The 19017-nt window shown below is 50.3% G+C and carries 18 protein-coding genes; 10 read left to right on the top strand and 8 right to left on the bottom strand.

Annotation, left to right across the window (positions count from 1 at the left end; all coding sequences use genetic code 11):
- Positions 1 to 131 precede the first annotated feature (131 nt).
- Positions 132 to 1559, top strand: a complete 1428-nt coding sequence (locus tag O9139_RS26360; RefSeq protein WP_270884734.1) for a SulP family inorganic anion transporter — start codon at positions 132 to 134, stop codon at positions 1557 to 1559.
- A gap of 57 nt (positions 1560 to 1616) precedes the next feature.
- Here O9139_RS26360 and O9139_RS26355 read toward each other — a convergent pair whose 3' ends face one another.
- The 4 genes from O9139_RS26355 to O9139_RS26340 all read right to left on the bottom strand — a co-directional run bounded on the left by O9139_RS26355 (position 1617) and on the right by O9139_RS26340 (position 4259).
- Positions 1617 to 3071, bottom strand: a complete 1455-nt coding sequence (locus tag O9139_RS26355; RefSeq protein WP_270884733.1) for a glycosyltransferase family 4 protein — start codon at positions 3069 to 3071, stop codon at positions 1617 to 1619.
- A 212-nt stretch (positions 3072 to 3283) separates the two neighbouring features.
- Positions 3284 to 3580: a hypothetical protein gene (locus O9139_RS26350; protein ID WP_270884732.1), complete on the bottom strand. Its 297-nt coding sequence runs from the start codon at positions 3578 to 3580 to the stop codon at positions 3284 to 3286.
- On the bottom strand, positions 3577 to 3948 hold the full coding sequence (locus O9139_RS26345; protein ID WP_270884731.1) for a restriction endonuclease subunit S: 372 nt from the start codon (positions 3946 to 3948) through the stop codon (positions 3577 to 3579). The genes O9139_RS26350 and O9139_RS26345 overlap by 4 nt, the downstream gene beginning before the upstream one ends.
- A gap of 20 nt (positions 3949 to 3968) precedes the next feature.
- Positions 3969 to 4259, bottom strand: a complete 291-nt coding sequence (locus O9139_RS26340) for a hypothetical protein (RefSeq protein WP_270884730.1) — start codon at positions 4257 to 4259, stop codon at positions 3969 to 3971.
- A 174-nt stretch (positions 4260 to 4433) separates the two neighbouring features.
- Here O9139_RS26340 and O9139_RS26335 point away from each other — a divergent pair, with 174 nt between their 5' ends.
- Both O9139_RS26335 and O9139_RS26330 read left to right on the top strand, forming a co-directional pair.
- Positions 4434 to 5558 carry a hypothetical protein gene (locus O9139_RS26335; RefSeq protein WP_270884729.1) on the top strand — a complete coding sequence of 375 codons (1125 nt, stop codon included), beginning with the start codon at positions 4434 to 4436 and terminating at the stop codon, positions 5556 to 5558.
- 174 nt (positions 5559 to 5732) lie between these two features.
- On the top strand, positions 5733 to 7475 hold the full coding sequence (locus tag O9139_RS26330) for a methyl-accepting chemotaxis protein (protein WP_270884728.1): 1743 nt from the start codon (positions 5733 to 5735) through the stop codon (positions 7473 to 7475).
- A gap of 64 nt (positions 7476 to 7539) precedes the next feature.
- Here the strand turns inward: O9139_RS26330 and O9139_RS26325 are convergent, their stop codons facing one another.
- The 3 genes from O9139_RS26325 to O9139_RS26315 are packed head-to-tail and all read right to left on the bottom strand — an operon-like array spanning position 7540 to position 11903.
- On the bottom strand, positions 7540 to 9648 hold the full coding sequence (locus O9139_RS26325) for a DUF707 domain-containing protein (protein ID WP_270884727.1): 2109 nt from the start codon (positions 9646 to 9648) through the stop codon (positions 7540 to 7542).
- Between the two features lie 31 nt (positions 9649 to 9679).
- On the bottom strand, positions 9680 to 10543 hold the full coding sequence (gene galU / locus O9139_RS26320) for a UTP--glucose-1-phosphate uridylyltransferase GalU (RefSeq protein ID WP_270884726.1): 864 nt from the start codon (positions 10541 to 10543) through the stop codon (positions 9680 to 9682).
- Positions 10544 to 10580: 37 nt separating this feature from the next.
- A complete protein-coding gene (locus O9139_RS26315) occupies positions 10581 to 11903 on the bottom strand; it encodes a UDP-glucose dehydrogenase family protein (protein WP_270884725.1) in 1323 nt (440 codons plus the stop codon).
- A gap of 334 nt (positions 11904 to 12237) precedes the next feature.
- On the opposite strand from O9139_RS26315, the gene O9139_RS26310 reads away from it, so the two are divergent.
- From O9139_RS26310 to O9139_RS26280, 7 genes are all read left to right on the top strand, one after another.
- Positions 12238 to 12993, top strand: coding sequence for a glycosyltransferase family 8 protein (locus O9139_RS26310; RefSeq protein ID WP_270884724.1), 756 nt, complete (start codon positions 12238 to 12240; stop codon positions 12991 to 12993).
- A 38-nt stretch (positions 12994 to 13031) separates the two neighbouring features.
- Positions 13032 to 14168, top strand: a complete 1137-nt coding sequence (glf, locus tag O9139_RS26305) for a UDP-galactopyranose mutase (RefSeq protein WP_270884723.1) — start codon at positions 13032 to 13034, stop codon at positions 14166 to 14168.
- Between the two features lie 15 nt (positions 14169 to 14183).
- Positions 14184 to 14957 (top strand): hypothetical protein, encoded by a 774-nt coding sequence (locus O9139_RS26300; RefSeq protein WP_270884722.1) that lies wholly within the window; start codon positions 14184 to 14186, stop codon positions 14955 to 14957.
- A 46-nt stretch (positions 14958 to 15003) separates the two neighbouring features.
- The gene (locus tag O9139_RS26295) at positions 15004 to 15777 is read left to right on the top strand and encodes a hypothetical protein (protein ID WP_270884721.1); all 774 of its coding nucleotides are present in this window, start codon (positions 15004 to 15006) and stop codon (positions 15775 to 15777) included.
- A 47-nt stretch (positions 15778 to 15824) separates the two neighbouring features.
- Positions 15825 to 16610, top strand: coding sequence for a hypothetical protein (locus O9139_RS26290; RefSeq protein ID WP_270884720.1), 786 nt, complete (start codon positions 15825 to 15827; stop codon positions 16608 to 16610).
- 14 nt (positions 16611 to 16624) lie between these two features.
- Positions 16625 to 17590 carry a GDP-mannose 4,6-dehydratase gene (locus tag O9139_RS26285; RefSeq protein WP_270884719.1) on the top strand — a complete coding sequence of 322 codons (966 nt, stop codon included), beginning with the start codon at positions 16625 to 16627 and terminating at the stop codon, positions 17588 to 17590.
- A 94-nt stretch (positions 17591 to 17684) separates the two neighbouring features.
- Entirely contained in the window at positions 17685 to 17945 is a 261-nt protein-coding gene (locus O9139_RS26280; RefSeq protein ID WP_270884718.1) for a glycosyltransferase, read from the top strand.
- A 43-nt stretch (positions 17946 to 17988) separates the two neighbouring features.
- Here the strand turns inward: O9139_RS26280 and O9139_RS26275 are convergent.
- A partial coding sequence (locus tag O9139_RS26275; RefSeq protein WP_270881522.1) for a glycosyltransferase family 4 protein occupies positions 17989 to 19017 on the bottom strand: 1029 nt, incomplete at its 5' end.

The raw sequence follows: 19017 nt of genomic DNA, 5'->3' as shown, positions 1-19017 counted from the left end.
TTCGGAGGAGGATTATGGAGCGCACGCACAGTATTGTCATGTGTAACAGGAACCAATGAATAGAGAGAACCACCGCCAAAGATCTGATATAATGAGCAAAGTTAATCCATGTTCAAAGAGGAGGTTCCTGCTTGTTAAATTTGCTGAAAACCCCCGTGCTCGGAGGGAGTCCCCTTCGTGCGGAGGTGTTGGCGGGAGTTACGGCTACGCTCGCCCTGATTCCAGACTCTATTTCTTTTTCCTTTATCGCTGGCGTTAACCCGATGGTCGGTATTTATTCATCCATCTGCATCCTGCTTCTGATCACTATCTTCGGCGGCAGGCCCGGCATGATTTCCGCTGCGGCCGGTTCCATGGCGGTCCTGATGATCTCGCTCGTCACAGAGCACGGCATCCAGTATTTATTCGCTGCGACGATTCTCACCGGGATCATTCAGCTGCTCATGGGCGTATGTAAGCTAGGCAAGCTGATGAACTTCGTCCCGCACGCGGTCATCACCGGCTTTATCAACGCGCTGGCGATCCTGATTTTCGTTGCGCAGCTGCGCAACTTTCAAGGAGAATCATGGCCGATGTATGCGATGGTTGCCGGTACGCTGGTCATCATTTACACGTTCCCGCGCTTGACCAAAAAAATCCCTTCACCGCTGATTGCCGTGATTGCGATGATGATCATTTCGCTGATCTGGGACCTGCCGATTCGCACCGTTGGACAAGTTGCCGAAATTACTCCATCCTTGCCAAATTTTCTAATCCCGAATATTCCTTTCACCTTGGAAACGTTATGGATTATTCTCCCATATGCACTCTCTCTAGCTATCGTCGGCTATTCCGAGACACTGCTTACACAGGCCATCGTCGATGATATGACACATACCCGAACAAGCCGGGACAAAGAAATCCGCGGGCAAGGCATCGCCAACATCGTCACCGGCTTCTTCGGCGGCATGGCCGGCTGCGCGCTTGTCGCGGAATCGGCTATAAATGTGAAGCTCGGCGGACGGGGACGGATCTCAACGCTGACAGCTGCAGTATCCTTGCTGCTTCTGATTCAGCTGTTCGGCCGGTATGTCAGCCTGATTCCGATGGCTGCGCTTGTCGGTGTGATGATGATGGTCTGCTACGAGATTTTTGACTGGAACTATTTGAAGCAGATACCCAAACTGCCGAAGAATGAAGTTTTCGTCATGTTCGCTACCGTCGCTGTCGTGGTCTATACGCACGACCTGGCGATCGGCGTTCTGCTCGGCGTCCTCCTTAGCGCCCTCATCTATGCGTACAAGTCAGCCTCGCGGGTCGAGGTGATCAAGGAGCAAACCGGCCACGAGCACATTATCCGGATACGCGGACCCTTATTCTTCTTGAGCGCCAATGAATTGCTGGAGAACATTGAAGTGAACGGCAATTACCGCAAGCTCACACTGGATCTGACAGGCGCGCATGTCACCGACCATACGTCGTCCCTGATTCTGAAGCGGATTGAGGAGAAATTGAAAAATAACAGAAAAGATGTTGCGATTCATTTCAGACGTGAAACCGTTACATACGCGACGAAATAAAACAAAAGCGCAGGATCGCCGGCTGGCGAACGTTTCCTGCGCTTTTTATTCGCTTGCCTACAACTGGCCAAGCTCCGTCAAGCGATCCCGCACTCTCTGGCCAACGACGGCCGGCGAATATTCGGCATGGATCGTATGTTTGCCGTTCTGGGCGATCGACGCTCTCCAGCCCGGATCCCGAACTAACAAGCGCATGTACGCTGCAGCGTGGTCCTCATCCGGATCAGCCCATAGCTGGTGCGCCTGATACGGTCCGATGTCCTTGCCGACAGGAACTAGGCTGTAATTCACAGGGCAGGAGTTCCCTGCGTTCATGAAATCCGTATTGCCCGACCAGTTCGTGCCGATAACCGGCTTGCCCAAATGCATCGCCTCCGCCAACACGAGGCCAAATCCTTCCGAGCGATGCAAGGAGACGAAGCAATCTGTCGAGTTGAGGAGCAAATCCACCTGTTGGCGGCCTAATATCTCGGCTATCAAATAAATGTTGCCATAATCGGCGCATTGCTGCTTGAGCCACTCGATATCTCCGGGGTTTGATTGGGGATTGTTCACTTTAATGACCAGACCGACGGAGCGGTTTTTCGCCGAAAAGGCCCGTTTAAAAGCATGAATGGCTCCCTGCGGGTTCATTCGCTCCTTCAAGCTGTGCGTGTCGTACATGGCCAAGAAGAGGAACGGGCCTTCCGGCAAGCCGAATGCCCGGCGGTCCACGGCTTTCGAATTCGCCACATGGACCGCATGCGGAATGTGGATGACGGGATGCGGAGATTTCTGCTGCACAGCGTTCACAACAAATTGTGATGGGGCCCATACCTCATTGACAAGCTCGAAGCTGTTGCACCATGTTTCCGGGAGCTCAGGCAGCTCCCAAGCCCAATAGCCGATATTGAAGCGATTGTGGAACAGATCTCTGCCAAGCGGATGGAACGGATGATCGTAAGCAGCCCGCAAGTTCGGGGCATTTAAATGGAAGAGATTCACTTTATATGGGTTATCGTTCAGTTCTTTATGCGCCCATGACATGTCCTCATTTCTGTCAAGTGCCGCCCCTGGATCGGCGAAATTCACGATGCCAAAAGGCAGGTCGGCCGCCTCTAAAGCTTTGGCCATTAACCGGCTCGCTTCCCCCAGACCGATTTCTGTGCGAATGTAGCCTATCAGGTTGAGTCCCGGCACAGCTGCCGTATAAGGGTCTGGCGGGTCCTGTGGCGGAACGGGGATGTCCATCCGCAATCTTCTGCGCAGAAGGCGCCTTCTTCTCCGTAGTTTTAACCACCTCAGATAGCGGAACCGTCGGCCTCTTCTCCGTCTTGGCATGAGGACACCGCGTCTGCGCCGCAGTCTCAGTCCTCTCTTTCTCTTATACCGGGCCTTGATGCCATGACGCTGGATCGGCTTCCGTTTCCCCATTCCCCGCCGCAGCTTGACTGTGGCTTTGGTCTTGAGCGCCCGTTTGCGTGCGGTTGACGAAGGCTGCAGGATCTTGGCGGCTTTGTTCCCTTTTCTCATTCCACCTTCACTCCTTTCATCTCCGGCTGAATAACCAATTGACCTGCTTCCATACTATGAATTCCTATTGGCAGATTCATATGCGGCTACCCAGCTTGGCTGAAATTGGGCGAATTCCCCGCCTGAGATTAATGAAATCGCTTATGGTAAAAAGAAGGACATGGTCATTCGGTGTCCCTGCAAACGCAAAACCCCTCTCCTAATCCCTGTCATTAGGTGAGGGGTTTGCGTTTCACCGCTTTGTAGATGCCCGGCTGCGGATTCAGCCACGGGCGCGCCGGTGTCCCGATGCGTCGGACACGAATCGGGATCCCCGTCAGCTTGCTCGTCAGAATCTGCTGATGCTTCACAATGGCCTCCAAGTTCCCAGCAATGTGTCTGGCGAGCGGCGGCGAGGCTTCCACCGACGCTGCCACGCTCTCCATAATGAGAGCCAAGGCGCGCTGGCTGCGCGCTAATGACTCCAGCACGTCGAGGCGGATCCATTGCTCTCTTTCGTCGGCTCTCATTTGTCCAATCCGCTTCCGATGCCGATGCCGCTTCCGCTACCGAAATTGAACATATCACCGAGCCCTCCGCCTGCGCCCATGCCCGAGGCCTCCTCTTCGTCTTGACCGATAAGGAGGTTCAAGTTTTTGGCAAATGCGACCTCCATCTTCGTGATCCCTTCGATCACGGAGATGAGCTGCTCGTGGATTTCGCTCGTATTTTTAAGATGATCGGCGTTGTTCTCATAAGCGGCTGTGGATAGATGATGACAGATCCAATTCCGCGATTTCTCTGCGTGCAGCGCCTTGGCCTCCAGGATTAGCGCCACATTCAATTGTATTTTGGCCGCAGCATCGAGAATGGATAAATAACTTTCAGTCCGGTCCAATCCCCTCACTCCTGTTCACGCTATTCTTCGCCAGGCTGCTCTTTCATCAACTTGAGGATCGGCGCCAAATTGTCGGCTAATGCTTCCTCCAGATCCGCCAGACTGTTCAAGTAGCTGGCAACCCCCTTCGTCACCTCAAGCGAATGCTCCATAAGGGCATCGATCTCACCGAAAGAAGGATTATGGTCAGGAATTTGCTCCACCAGCATCGCCATATGAGCGACAACGACGCGTTTGGCTTCCAGTGTTCGGGCAAGCTCATGCTGCGCCTTGGCCATGTGCGCCAAGATCGAAGTGATCTGTTCCTGCAAAATGATTCTCCTCCTTCCGCGTTGACAATACTCCATTAGCATATGCGAGTCGGCGGGAAGTGGGAATGCCGCGCAGCATCTGGCACCATATTTCCTTTGCGGCGGAGCGTAACGTTCACATATTCTGAAAAATAGAATAAGCTATGCAAAGAAACGATAAGGCGGTGAGCACCATTGAGGCCACTCCATCCTTCCTATAGCCGGCTTGCCCGAAAAAAACTCATCATCGCGCTGCTCGCACATCAAGATGAAGCGGCCTTGGCTGCTCAAATCGCGAATATCCGCTATTTTGTCCCAGAGGCCGGCATTATCCTCTATAATGGAGGCTCAAACCGGGACTTTGCCAAACAGCTGCGCGTCTTTCAATTCCCGCACAGCCGTCCCCTGCGCTATGGCCATTTGACGCCCTATCTGTGGGAAATCATGCAATGGCTCGAAGAGATCGAAGCCGGGTACGAGTATTTAATGAACGTGGATCATGATGTCTTATTTTTCAAACGGGGGTTCCAGGCATTCCTGGATCAGATCATGGAGCAATCTGACTGCATGGGCTGGAGACTTCATACCTCTAAAGACAATCCCGATTCGCTGCCTATTCGGAATATGTTCAAAGAATGGCATTTATGGCAGCCCGTATTTGGCCTGGATTCCTTCATCAGTTATTTTAATCCCGGACAAATCTACAAGCGCGGCATTGTCCAGCGCATGCTCGCGCATGCTGATGTGAAGGTTGTGGATTCCTTGCTCGACCGATCTGAGGCATTTGCCTTAGAGGAAGTATTTTTTGCCACGATGGCGAAAGCTTGTGGGGGCAGAGTCCGGGAATATCCGGAGGGTAGTTTGTATAACGACCTTGTGCACTGGGGAGGCGACGTGACCTTCGCCAGCGTTTTGCAGCATAAGAATAGCCCTCATTATTATTGGGTTCATCCGGTAAAAGGCGCGGCGCTGATCGAACTTGACGGAAAACTTAGGGCTATGGATGACAGCGCTGCCGAACCGCTGCGGGAAGAAGTCCATGAAACCGCTGCTCCTGCCGAAGCCGCTCCCGCCGAGCCCCCGGCGTCACCCGCGATTGTGATCGACCCGGTACCTGTCGAACTGTTGCCTCCGCCGAGCGCTTCCCCTCCGATCCGCTTCCGCAGAAAAAGAAGGCTCAGGCGCGTCATCCGGCTGCGTAAAGGAGCGCTCAAGAAGCGTAGGAAACCGCTTCGTATTGGCCGTAGAAAAAAGAAACTGCGCCGAACAACAAAACGATTGAAGACCGCGGTTCGCCAGCAAAATAGACGTAAGCGTTAGCAAATCGGAGCGAGAATCCAGAGACGACCTTCATTCCCTTTTACTGGGAGACGGTCGTCTTTTCTACATAAAAGATTAATTTTGCAATATAAAATAAATATTTAACAAACAACAATCTAACAACTATCACCTATAATGATGCAATGAAACGAAAAATGAATAGGAGAGACAATTATGCGTATGACAATTGGACAAAAATTATTTTCATGTTTTTCCTTCGTACTTATACTCCTGATGGCAGTGGCAGCGGTTGGTTTTACCGGAATGAGAACTATGGATGGCAATGCTACTTTTATTACATCGAACTGGATACCAAGTCTCACCAGAATGAATCAAATGAACTATCAGGTTCAGCATTTGTCAGCGATAAGCTATGCGCTTGTACTAGAGATGGATGATAACAAGATGGCCAGTCTTGCAAAAAATGAACAGCAAGCCATTTCAAATATAGAAGAGGACCTTGCTAAATACGAGGAACTAATGGTTCTTGATGATCCACAGACTGCACCAATTGACCAAAAGGCGGTTAACGAGTTCAAAACAAAATGGTCCGATTACAAGAAACTCATTACGGACTTTAGTCAATTCGGTTCAAGCATTGATATTGTGAAGGGAGCCGGAGCTCAAGCTGACAAAACGATATCTCTGCTTCATCAAGTCGAAGATGCAAACACCGAAATGCAGAGCTCTTTGGATGCGCTGATGAAAATTAATGTCGAGGGCTCCACGAATGAAGGGGTTCAAGCCAAGCATACCGCTTCGACACGTCATGGCTTTTTGATTGTGATCAGTGCTGCCGCTCTCATTATTACGATTGGTTTAGCGCTCTTCATGACCAAAATTATTTCTAAACCGCTTGGCAGATTGACAGCAGGGTTTGAACGTATTGCGAACGGCGATCTGATTGTTGAATCAATCATCGTGAAAGGCAAAGATGAGATCGCCCAATTAGCGGAATCCTTTAATAGGATGAAAGATAACTTGCGAAGCTTAATCCTCGGTTTGATGCAAACCTCTGAGCTCTTGGCTGCCTCTTCGCAACAATTAACAGCCAGCGCCGAACAAACGAGCCAGGCGGTTGGGCACGTGGCACAAATTGCCGAGACGCTTTCTAGTGGAACCGATGAACAAACGAGAAGTGTGCAAGACAGCGTAACGGCCGTTTCAGATATTTCTCATGGAGTGAACCAAATTGCTGACAATTGTCGTGAAGCATCGGCCTATGCATTGGAATCATCCAGTAAAGCAGACGAGGGCAATCTGGCTATCGCTTCCTCGATTGAGCAAATGAACAGCATCCAAACGATTATGAACCAGTTAGCAGAGACGATCAAAGCACTGGGGGGAAGTTCGCAGGAGATCGGAGAAATTTCCGTGTTAATTTCGGGGATTTCCGCGCAAACGAACTTGCTGGCCTTAAACGCGGCGATTGAAGCGGCCAGAGCCGGGGAACACGGCAAAGGATTTGCAGTCGTAGCGGACGAGGTCAGGAAATTGGCTGAACAATCAACAAGCTCCGCGGAGAAAATTACCAAGCTGATTGCAGCCATTCAAAGAGAAATGAATCAAGCCGTTAATGATATGGCATTGGGCACGAGTGAAGTCCATAAGGGGATTGAAACGATCCACGTCGCGCAGGATTCGTTTGATCAGATTCAACGCTCCATTCATACCGTAACATCCCAAATCCAAAAGGTGACGCAAGCCTCCGAAGAAATGGCTTCGCATACGCAAGTTGTTACAGCTTCGTTTGATACGATCCTTGCCGTCACGAATGCGAATGCAGCAGGGACACAAAATGTTTCGGCCGCCACCGAACAGCAGCTTGCTTCTATGCAGGAGATCACTTCCTCCTCGAATGCCCTTTCCTCCATGGCAACTGAACTGCAAGAGAATATTTCCATGTTTAAAGTGTAAACCTATTTAGATGCAAACAAGCCCTCACCAGCCAATTAAGGCTAGTGAGGGCTTAGCTTTGCCGCTAAGCTTTTTTCAGCTGGCGCACGGCCGATGATTTGCGGGTGCGAAGCTGATGCCGCGCTGTTGCTGACTTCCTGTTTAAAACCTCTATATTCTTCTTCGTATATATCCTCGTTTTTCCAGACATCAACGTACCCTTTCGTACTAAAGTACGCTTAGCGTAGCCAGTGCTGCGAAGAGTCTTCACAGTACCCGTTCTCTTCGCAGTACTAGTTTTCCCAGGTCGACTAGCGGCCTTGGCGCTAGCAGCGCTCTGAAGAGACCTCACAGTACCCGTTCTCTTCGCAGTACTAGCTTTCTCAGGACGACTAGCAGCCTTGGCGCTAGCAGCGCTCTGAAGAGACCTCACAGTACCCGTTCTCTTCACAGTACTAGCTTTCCCAGGACGACTAGCAGCCTTGGCGCTAGCAGCGCTCTGAAGAGACCTCACATTACCTAGTCTCTTTGCAGCACTAGCTTTCCTAAGAACGGTCTTGGCGTTAGCAGCGTAGGTGAATCTCGCATACTTCGTGCTCTTCACGTACTTCCGCCTTGGCAGCAGCGAAGACTTGGAGGCAAGCTTTGTCATAACGCCCGTTCTTTTCTGCGGCACTTTCCTTTGCCCGATTCGTGATTTCCTTCTTCTGTATCTTCGAATCACAGGCTGCGCGATAACAGGCGCAGGCTCCACTGGAGGCGGCTCAGGCGCAGGTGGAGGCTCCGGCATGGGAATTCCGCCTGCCATTAACTGCCCGTGGTAGTGCCGCAGCAAATCCCCTCTGACGGGATGGATCGTGTAATAGCCGGAATGATGCTGGGCATGATGCGCTTCCGCCTGCTCAACCTGCGGATCATGACGCATGGCGTTAAGCTGCGGATCCCGCTGGAATTGGCGATATTTCGCCCCGCAATCCGCCGCCAAGCGGGCAAACAGGAAGCCCTCTTTGTCCGCTGCCTCGTTCACGGCTAACCAGCTCTCGATTTCAGGCTTATTCACGTGCTCCAGCACTTTCTGTATTAACGAATAGCGAAACACTTGCGAGAGAGAAGAACTAAGCTGACCCTCCCAACCGCCGCAATCGCAGCCTTTCATCGTTTCATCCAGCGACGAGACGAATCCTCGTTTTACAAAAAGCGTTTCGTCATCCACATGGATCAAATACTTGTATTTCACTTGATTCTCTTTCAGCCATTTCATGACCTCAAGCAAATACGGCGTTAAGCTCCCCGCAGCAAGCGGGCGGCTGTAGGGGCACCTGGCCGCATTCAGCCCTTTGGCGAACCCGAGATCCTCGCTTCGGTTATAGAGCACAATGCTGGCTTCCGGATTGAAATGGCGAATATTGTCGATCTGGGCGGCAAGCACTTGCTCGTCTTTACTCGCCAGAATGGCAAAAACCGCTTTACGACTCTTGGGAATGCCATCGTAGTGCATCATGCGGAAGTTGACATCTGCGCCGTATTCTTTGGTAATGCGATACAAATCGTCCCACTGCGAGCCGGAAATGTTCTTATACAGCTCACCGCCGCCGACGCGACGCGTATGCTTCACGGTCACCTCATCGATCACGCCGATTTTTCTGTAAGGGAAGCCCAACACTTTAGGCCATACAAAATCGAGGCCCCAACCGGATTCGCTCTTGTCAAAAGTCGGCAGCAGTTTTTGAAACGCATTTCTGGAATAAAGCGGGACCATCGGCTCCACAAAGTGCGAGTACCGCAGCAAATAATCGTTCTTCTTTACCGTAATGCCGTGCGCAAAAAATGAATCAGGCGTTAAAGCCGGCTGGGCTAACTCCAATCCCTGCTCCATGAATAGGTGAAACATGCGGTTAATATCATAAGCATTCGCGCTAATATCGTCATCAGGCATCCAAATGGCATCATAATGGAGGATGTCTTTGCCAAAAAGAGCGATGGTATCTTTAACCGTCGGCCACTTTAACCCCGGAATCGCCTGATAAAAATCGCATTCGTCAGCATAGCGGCCCGGCGTGCTTCCGAAATAGCTCAGGCACAAGTCGAAGTTTTTATACGCCGCAGGCTGCAGCCATTCCTGATGGATGGAGCTGTCGCCAACCCTGCCAATGACAAGAAACCGCTTGTCGCCTTTGACTTTAAATGGCTTCATTTCCGCTCTCCTTTCGCAATCGCGATTTTCCTTATTTGGTTATAAATCGGATATAGTCGAGAACATCCTTCCTCAAGTCTTCGCGCTGTAGAGCCAGAGCCAGGGTCGCCTTCACATAGCCAAGATGATCGCCGACATCGTGCCACGTCCCGCAAACCTCATAGGCGTGCATGGCTTCTTGCTCATTCAGCTTAGACAGGGCGTCCGTCAACTGAATTTCCTCGCCCACGCCCGGCTCCAAATTTTCCAATATATCGAATATGGCTGGGGTCAAAATATACCGACCAATGACGGCTAAATTCGTTGGCGCGTCCTGCGGCTTTGGTTTTTCCACCAGCTTGGTAATGTTGTAGAACTGGTCTTGCAGGAGCTGTCCATCGATAATGCCGTAATTCGAGACATCTTTCGGGTTCACTGGCTGAACGCCAATAATGGAGGTTTTATAGCGGTCATAATAATCCATCATTTGCTTTAAGCAGGGCACGGTGGACTGTACGAAGGTATCTCCCAACAATACCGCGAAAGGTTCGTCATTAATGAACTTTCTTGCGCACCAGATCGCATGCCCCAACCCTCTCGGCTCTTTTTGGCGAATATAATGGATATCGATCAGTTGAGACGGTTTCTGCACCTTTTCCAGCATGTTCAGCTTCCCTTTTTGCTGCAAATGATACTCAAGTTCAAAAGCGTTGTCGAAGTGATCCTCTAACGAGCGTTTACCTTTGCCGGTCACTATAATAATGTCTTCGATCCCTGACGCCACAGCCTCTTCAACAATAAACTGAATCGTCGGCTTATCAATGATCGGCAGTAGTTCCTTCGGCATCGCTTTGGTTGCCGGCAAGAACCGGGTACCCAGCCCTGCCGCAGGTATGATCGCTTTGCGAACCTTCATATCATCCATCATCCTTTTGCAAGTTGATCAAACTTCTTTACGTTCGCCCGATGCTTTGATAGACAAAGCCCGCTTCTTTCATTCTCTCGGGATCGAATAAGTTACGTCCGTCGAACACAACGGGCTGCTTGAGCAAGCTTTTCACTCGTTTGAGATCGGCAGCCCGGTACTGCTTCCACTCTGTGAACAGCAGCAGCGCATCTGCATCCATCAGCGCTTGGTAAGGATCCGAATAGTAAACCATATTTTGCTCCCCTAAAGCTTGATAAGCATTCTGCAAAGCGACAGGGTCATGCGCTTGAATAACGACACCTCGTTGTCTTAACAGCTCAATCGTCTCAATGGACGGCGCCTCGCGAATATCATCCGTTTCGGGCTTAAAGGACAGCCCCCAGACCGCAACTCGCAGCTGCGAGATGTTATCGCCGAAGTGACTTCTGACCATCTCGTACAATTTTTTCTTTTGCTGGTGGTTGACCTTGTCTACAGCTTCCAAAATATGGGTTGGAACATTTCGTTCCGAAGCACTCTGGATGATCGCCCGAACGTCTTTAGGAAAACAGGAGCCCCCGTACCCCACGCCGGCTGATAAAAAGTAGCTGCCAATCCGATGATCCAGTTCCATACCTTGCCGGACCCGTTCAATATCCGCACCTACCGATTCGCAGATGCCTGCCATCTCATTCATGAAGCTGATCCGTGTCGCCAGCATGGCATTGGACGCGTACTTGGCCAGCTCAGCCGAAGCGATATCCATTTGAATAAGCGGATACCCAAGGCTCGTCAACGGCAAATACAGCTCCTTCATATACTGCAAAGCTCGCTCGTTGTCGGTGCCGACGACAATCCGGTTCGGATGCAAAAAGTCCCCTACGGCGGCACCTTCTCTAAGAAACTCCGGGTTGGAGACGATGTCGAAGGTCAAGTCACTCATGCCCCGACGTTCAAGCTCCGCTCGAATTACACCACGAATCATCTCCGAACTGCCAATGGGTACGGTCGACTTCGTAATAATGACCGCATAATGGTTCAAGCTGGCGCCAATTTGCCGTACCGCATTCATCACGTAAGTAAGATCGGCAGATCCATCTTCTGCAGGCGGTGTTCCTACCGCTATGAAGATGAATTGACTATGTCCAACAGATTCGATGAGATCCAGCGAGAAGCTTAATCGGCCCGCCTCCACGTTTCGCTCCACCAACTGTTCGAGTCCAGGTTCATAGATAGGCACTTGTCCATTTTGCAGCGATGCGATTTTGGCCGGATTGTTATCTACACAAATCACCTGGTGTCCCATTTCTGCAAAGCAGGCTCCAACAACTAGGCCTACATAACCAGTTCCAATCATGCAGATCTTCATAGCAACACTCCTTTTGTTCAGTGATCTTTGCAGATATTCATTCATTTCTCCGCTGATCTCCTTGGTGCATGCACATAAATTACCTGGATGTTAAATTGTATTCTTCTTGTCTAACTGGAAACTCGGACGGATAACTACTGCCTCGAAAATCAACGCTTACCTAGTAAATAAGTCGCTTGTCTCTGCCAAATCTATACCTGCCCCCAGCTACTGGACCCTATTTTTGTGCAGTCTCGGACAGATATACAAGCAACCCTCGCCTTATTTTCATATCTTTTACAAAAGGTGAGCCTTGTTAAGGAGACCATAACCTCGCAAAAAAAGGGTGAAAAGCTTGGAAAGACTTCATATCGTAACAACAGCGAATGATCAATACGCCAAACATTTAGCGGTCATGCTGACTTCCTTATTGGAGAACAAAACTTCCAACAATCCCCTCACCATTTATGTCGTTGACGGCGGTTTATCCGATAGAACCAAGGCTAAGCTCAACAACGCCGTTAAAAAATTCAACCAGCACATCCACTATCTCTCCATTAATCCGGACATGTTCAATTCGTTCCAGCTGAACTTCAACATTACCAAGGAGACTTATTACCGCATTCTCATTCCGGATCTTTTAGACAAAGCTATCGAAAAAGCGCTCTACTTGGACTGCGATATCATCGTTACAGACGACATTACCAAACTATGGGACACGGTGCTGGTGCATAAATATGTGGCGGCCGTGAAAATTCCCGGCAGCGCAAGACCCGGCGAGCTCGGCCTGCCACGAAATGAGTATTTCAATGCCGGCGTACTCCTGATGAACTTGCCAAAATGGCGGGAGAACCGGATCGCCTTCCGGTTAATGCGGTTTATTCGAAATAACCCCGACAAACTTAAATTTATGGATCAAGACGCACTGAATGTCATTCTGCAAGATAAGTGGAAAAAACTGGATCCCACTTGGAACTACCAGGTGCACCGCTATCGTGGGATGAAGCTGCCGGCCATCATCCACTATACGACGAATCAGAAGCCTTGGAACAACGACCCGCCGTTCAAGAGTGAATATATGAAATATCTTCGCAAGACCGTTTGGTCCTAGGCGCACATTTCTTGCAAATTCTAAGGAGGTTTCCCTACATGAAAGTAGATTGGGTCATCGTTGGCTCAGGATTTACCGGCGCTACCTTGGCGGAACAGCTCGCCTCTCAGCTTAATCAGAACGTGCTGGTTATTGAAAAAAGAGATCACATCGGCGGAAATTCCTACGATTGCTACGATGAACACGGCATCCTCATTCATAAATACGGATCGCATACCTTCCACACGAATTCCAGCATGGTCTGGAATTATCTGTCACAGTTTACGCAGTGGCGTCCTTACTTCCACGAAGTCCGTGTCGTCGTAGACGGCAAGAAAGTTCCCGTCCCTTTCAACCTCAACTCCCTCTACGCTCTCTTCCCGCAAAAATATGCCGAAAAACTCGAAGAGCTGCTCATCCAGCATTTCGGCTTCAACGTCAAAGTCCCCATCTTAAAGCTTCGCGAGAGTGCGAGCGGAGAGCTCGCTTTCCTGGCGGACTATATTTATCAAAATGTGTTCTACAAGTACACCATGAAGCACTGGCAGCTCGATCCCGAGCAGCTGGACCGCTCGGTTACGGCACGGGTTCCCGTCTATATCAGCCGGGACAACCGGTATTTTCAGGATAAGTATCAAGGACTGCCCAAGCATGGATACACGCCCCTCTTTCAGCGTATGCTGAAGCATCCCAACATCAAGCTGCTCTTAAACACCGACTATCGTGACGTGATCGATCAAATTCAATTCAAACGCATGATCTATACCGGCCCCATCGATGCTTATTTCAATTATATGCACGGCACGCTGCCGTATCGGACACTGCGCTTTGAGTTTGACACCCTCGACCAGGAATTTTACCAAGAGGTCGGCACGGTCAATTACGGTCTGGAGTATGACTATACACGCGTGCTTGAGCAGAAGCACCTAACTGGGCAGAAGTCGCCGAAAACGACAATCTCCTATGTGTACCCGGAAGAATACATCGCCGGCAAGTCGGATCCTTATTATCCGATCCCCCGGGAAGAGAATAAGGAGCTTTACAGGCTATACCAAGCCGAAGCGGAAAAGATCAAAGATAAAGTGCTGTTTGCCGGCAGATTGGCAGACTACAAATACTACAATATGGACCAAGCGGTCGCGCGCGCGTTAACCCTCTTCAAAGAGATTGTGCAAGAGGAAACCAAGCCTGAATAAAGGAGGTCATCGCAGATGATTTGCTTCGCGCTATTGGCGCATGAGGACGAATATGCGCTCCGCCAGCAGATTAAGAACATCCGGAAATACAATCCCAAGGATGCTTTCATCGTGTTTTACAACGGCGGCAAGGATAAAGACTTCGGCAAGAAAGTGTGCCAGGAGGAGCAGGTCCGCTACTGTGGATATAGTCGGCCTTTGACTCAGCGAACAAGTGGACGGTTCTTCTACGATGTTATGCGCTGGCTGGAAGACCGCCATATCAATTATGAATATTTGGTTTATCTGGAATATGACATTATGTTCGTCAACCGTGGTTTCCGTGAAATGCTGAAGGAGCGAATGAACGGATACGACGGCTTATTGAAATGGGTAAAAAAAGAAACAGACCCGCAAAAGGCGACATGGGACCCGGCCAAGCAAATGTGGGGAGAATGGAACGATTGGCGGCAAGTGTTCCAGCTAGACCATTTCTACCGCACTTCCAGTCCGATGTCTGTCTACCGCCACGGCATCATCAAGAAAATGCTGGCAAGTGTCAATAAGAACCATCTGGAACGACTGTTCCAGTCCAGCAACATTCGCTGTCTCGGCGAGATGCTCTATGTCACCTTAGCCAGGAAGAACGGCGGCAGAATTCTCGATTACCGCAACTCCGATCTGCAATACTTGCGTTTCCGCCCTAATCTGACACTAAAAGAAGTGAAAGAGGCCAAGGACAATCCTGCTGTCATGTTCGTGCACCCGGCGAAAGACATCCAGGTTCGCAAGTGGATTTGGGAGCAATAACGCAGGTGGGATTTCGGTATCAGACAATGAATAGGAGGCCAGCTTCATGTTTTGCTTCGCCATTTTAGCCCATAAGGATGAGAATGCGCTTCGCCAGCAAATTCGCAATATTCGTAAATATACCAGCAAGGACTTCATGATCGTTCTCTATAACGGAGGGGAAAATCCTAACTTCGGTAAGCGGGTATGCCGACAGGAGAACGTCATGTACTGCCCATACAGCCGGCCGTTGAAATGGGGGAAAACCGGGCGCTTCTTCTATGATGTCATGAGATGGCTCGAAGACATTCAAGCCCGGTATGATTACCTGATTTACACGGAGTCCGATGCCTTCTTCGTTGGACACGGCTTCGAACAATTCGTCCGCAAGAACATGCAAGGCTATGATGCCATGGGCAAACTCATCCGTCGCGAGACAAGTCCAAGAACGACGTCCTGGATCCCTGGCAAGACGATGTGGAAGGAATGGAACGATTGGAGACCATTCTTCCAGCGCGATAACTTCTACGGCACGTTCAATCCCATGCAGTTATACCGTCACAGTATGATCAAGCGCATGTTGGCCGTGACAGATCGCGATCATTTGGAAAGATTGTTCGCTAAGACCCAAGTGTTCGCGCTCGGCGAAATGCTGTACATGACCTTAGCCAAAAAAGCCGGCGGCAGGCTTCGCGCCTATCCGAAGTCCAGCATCGAGTATTTGCGCGTCTATAACCGCATTTCATTGGACGACGCGAAGGACGCCCGCAGCAAGTCCGACGTGATGTTCGTGCATCCTGTCAAAGATGACGATGTGCGGAACTGGATCTGCGAGCATTAAGCAGTCAGCGTAAGACAACGATACACTCGTGAGGGAGAGTGCCCGCAATGATCTGTTTTGCCTTATTGGCGCACAAAGACGAAGAGGCACTGCTTCAGCAGGTGCAAAATATACGCCAATACAATCCTGAACAGGCGCTGATCGTTCTCTACAACGGCGGCAGCGATCCGAATTTCGGGAGATCCGTATGTGAGCAAGAACGGGTGCTGTACTGTACGGACAGCCGCCCTTTGCAGCCCGGTAAAACAGGCCGCTTTTTCTATGATGTCATGGCTTGGCTGGAGAAGAAACGGATTGCCTATGACTATTTGGTTTATACCGAATCCGACGTCATGTTTATTCATCACGGCTTCGGGCGGCTGCTGGAGCAGCTCATGGACGGCTACGACTGTCTAGTGGAAGCGATCAAAGTGGAGACGGACCCGCAATCTCGCAAATGGACGACCGCCGCAAAAATGTGGAACGAGTGGCCTCGCTGGCAGCCGTTCTTCCGCAGCGCCTTCTTCTACGGCACCTTCAATCCGATGCAAGTCTATCGGCAGGCTATCGTGAAGAAGATGCTGGCGCGAATCCATAAACCGCAGCTAGAGCGACTGTTGGAGACCACAAACGTCATTTCCTTGGGAGAAATGCTATATCTGACGATGGCGATGCAGTGCGGTGCCAAATGCCAAGAATACCCATCCAAATACAGGAAATGCTTCCGCTTCCGGCCGTCGATCTCGCTACAAGAAATCCAGCAGGCATCGAGCAATCCGGATATCATGTTTGCGCATCCGATTAAGGATGCAGCCGTGCGCGCATGGATCAGCGGACAATATTACGCAGATTAGGGGGATGAATCGTCGTGGGCAAAAAGGTACTTGTCACCGGAGGCGCAGGCTTTATCGGGAGCCATCTCGTTGATTCACTTCTAGCAAATGACGAGAACGAAGTACTCGTGATTGATAATTTCGATGATTACTATGACCGCAAGGTGAAAGAAAGCAACATTCAGTCGCATTTGCAATCACTGCATTATACGTTAATGGAAGCGGATATTCGTGACCGCGACCGGATGGACCGGATTTTCCGCGATTGGCAGCCTGACGTTGTCGTACATCTGGCCGCCAAGGCCGGTGTCCGCCCATCGCTTGAAATTCCCAGCACCTATGTCGACGTCAACTTGGCGGGTACAGTGAACTTGCTCGACGCTTCTGTCCAATACAGGGTCAGCAAATTTGTTTTCGCCTCCTCCAGTTCCGTGTACGGCTTGAATGACCAAGTGCCCTTCTCGGAATCCGATCCGACCATGCTGATCGCCTCACCTTATGGGGCTACGAAAGCTGCTGGAGAAGCGCTGTGCCGGAGCTACAGCCATTGCTTCAAGCTACCTATCGTTGCCCTGCGGTTTTTCACCGTTTTCGGTCCCCGGCAGCGACCTGACCTAGCCATCCATCTGTTCGCCAGCAAAATGGCCAAAGGTGAGCCGATTACTTTATTCGGCGACGGGACGACCAGTCGCGATTATACGTACGTCGGCGATATCGTCGCCGGGATTAGGCAAGCCATGAAGCTGGCAACGCCTGGCTATGAAGTGTTTAACTTAGGCAATGATCAGCCGATAAGCTTGCTGGAGCTGGTACGGCTGCTGGAACAGGCGATGAACATGAAAGCGACGATCGACTGGCAGCCGCTGCAGATCGGCGATGTTCCCCGCACGTGGGCGAATGTCGAGAAGGCCCGCCACATGCTGGGCTATTCCCCAGCAACGAGTCTGGAAACGGGGATCCGCCATTTTGTTGCCTGGTTGACGAATTCATCAAGAGGCTAGCCAGATCCGACTGGCTAACCTTTTTGTGCCTCTATGTGAGACGCGATGTCCTCATTGCCGCCTCACGATAATCTTGATCTAGGAGGTTGACTCTTTGGACTCACTAGACGCATTCGACACCTTGCATACTTCGAGCACTGCGGACTCTTCGAATAATTCGGACGTTATGAACCCCATTCAGCTTGTAACCGCAACGAATGATAAATACGCGAAGCATTTAGGTGTCATGTTGACTTCCCTTTTGAAGAATATCGATAAAAAGTCGGAAATTCAAATTTATATCATTGACGGAGGTATCTCCGAAAAAAACCAGTCCAATCTGAAGCAGGTCGTCAAAAAAAATATTTGCTCCTGACTCCATGGAGTTAGGATCCACGAATAAAGTCCCCGCCTTCCAATCAGGAAGCGGGGACTTTGCTATGTGTATCTCCTTCGGATAAGTCAAAGCGTTTGTAGACTTCCGCAATGCGGAGCGCATATTGCTCAAAATTAAAGCAGTTTTCAATTAACCCTCTATTCGTTATGCCCATCATCTCTCTTTTGCCTCTATTTTTAATCATGTAAAGCATGCTCTCGGCAAAAGCATCCGGGTGTTCATACTGGCTAATGACAATTCCGTTCTGGCCATGCTTGATGATTTCCGTATTCCCGCCCCTCCCTGTCGTGATAATCGGAATACCGGCTGTCATCGCTTCATACTGAACTCTAGCCAAAGGCTCCTTCCATTGAGACGCACAGATCAAAACATCGCTCATTGTGTAATAATCCGGCAGCTCATAAACGGGCAAAAAGCTCGTAAAATAGATATGCTCCGAAATGGGCTTCGCTTGTTCTCTCAGCATTTTGACGTACCCATTCTCGCTGAAATTGCCGAACCACTTGCTTCCTACAATAACTAGTGCTGTCCTGGGCTGCTGCTGCAAGACTTTCTTCATCGCTGTGATGAGAAGATGGCAGCCCTTCTTGGGGACTAGCCTTCCCACGAACAGAGCCACAAAGTAATCTGCCGGAATACCCAGCTTTTTTTTCATTTCCAGCGCAATCCGCTGCCCCTGCAGCGTGTAATGAGGTGTGTAGATGCTCGGCTCATCTCCTGTATATAAAACTGTTATTTTCGCTTTGGCGGAGGGACAGCGCCTCGCAATCGAGTCTGCTAGAAACTGACTGACGGCCACCATGTGATCGACAGCTTGCACAATCTCCTCTAACTCGCTTTGTTCAAGATGAGATCCGAATACCTGGTTGTGAAGCGACAACACCACCCGGGAATGGAAGCACACTTGCTTGATTGGCAGCACCCAATCCGGTTTGTTATACACCTGAATGACAGGAAAAGACTCAGCCTGTACATAAGAGATGACATTCTCCAGATAATTCTTCTTTGGGAAGCGAATATATCTGACACCATGAATCGTCTCCTTATTTGC

Source organism: Paenibacillus aestuarii, from assembly GCF_027789125.1.
GTDB lineage: Bacteria > Bacillota > Bacilli > Paenibacillales > NBRC-103111 > Paenibacillus_E > Paenibacillus_E aestuarii.
Note: the sequence above shows the minus strand (reverse complement) of the source record. Positions and strands in the feature narration are given on the sequence as shown.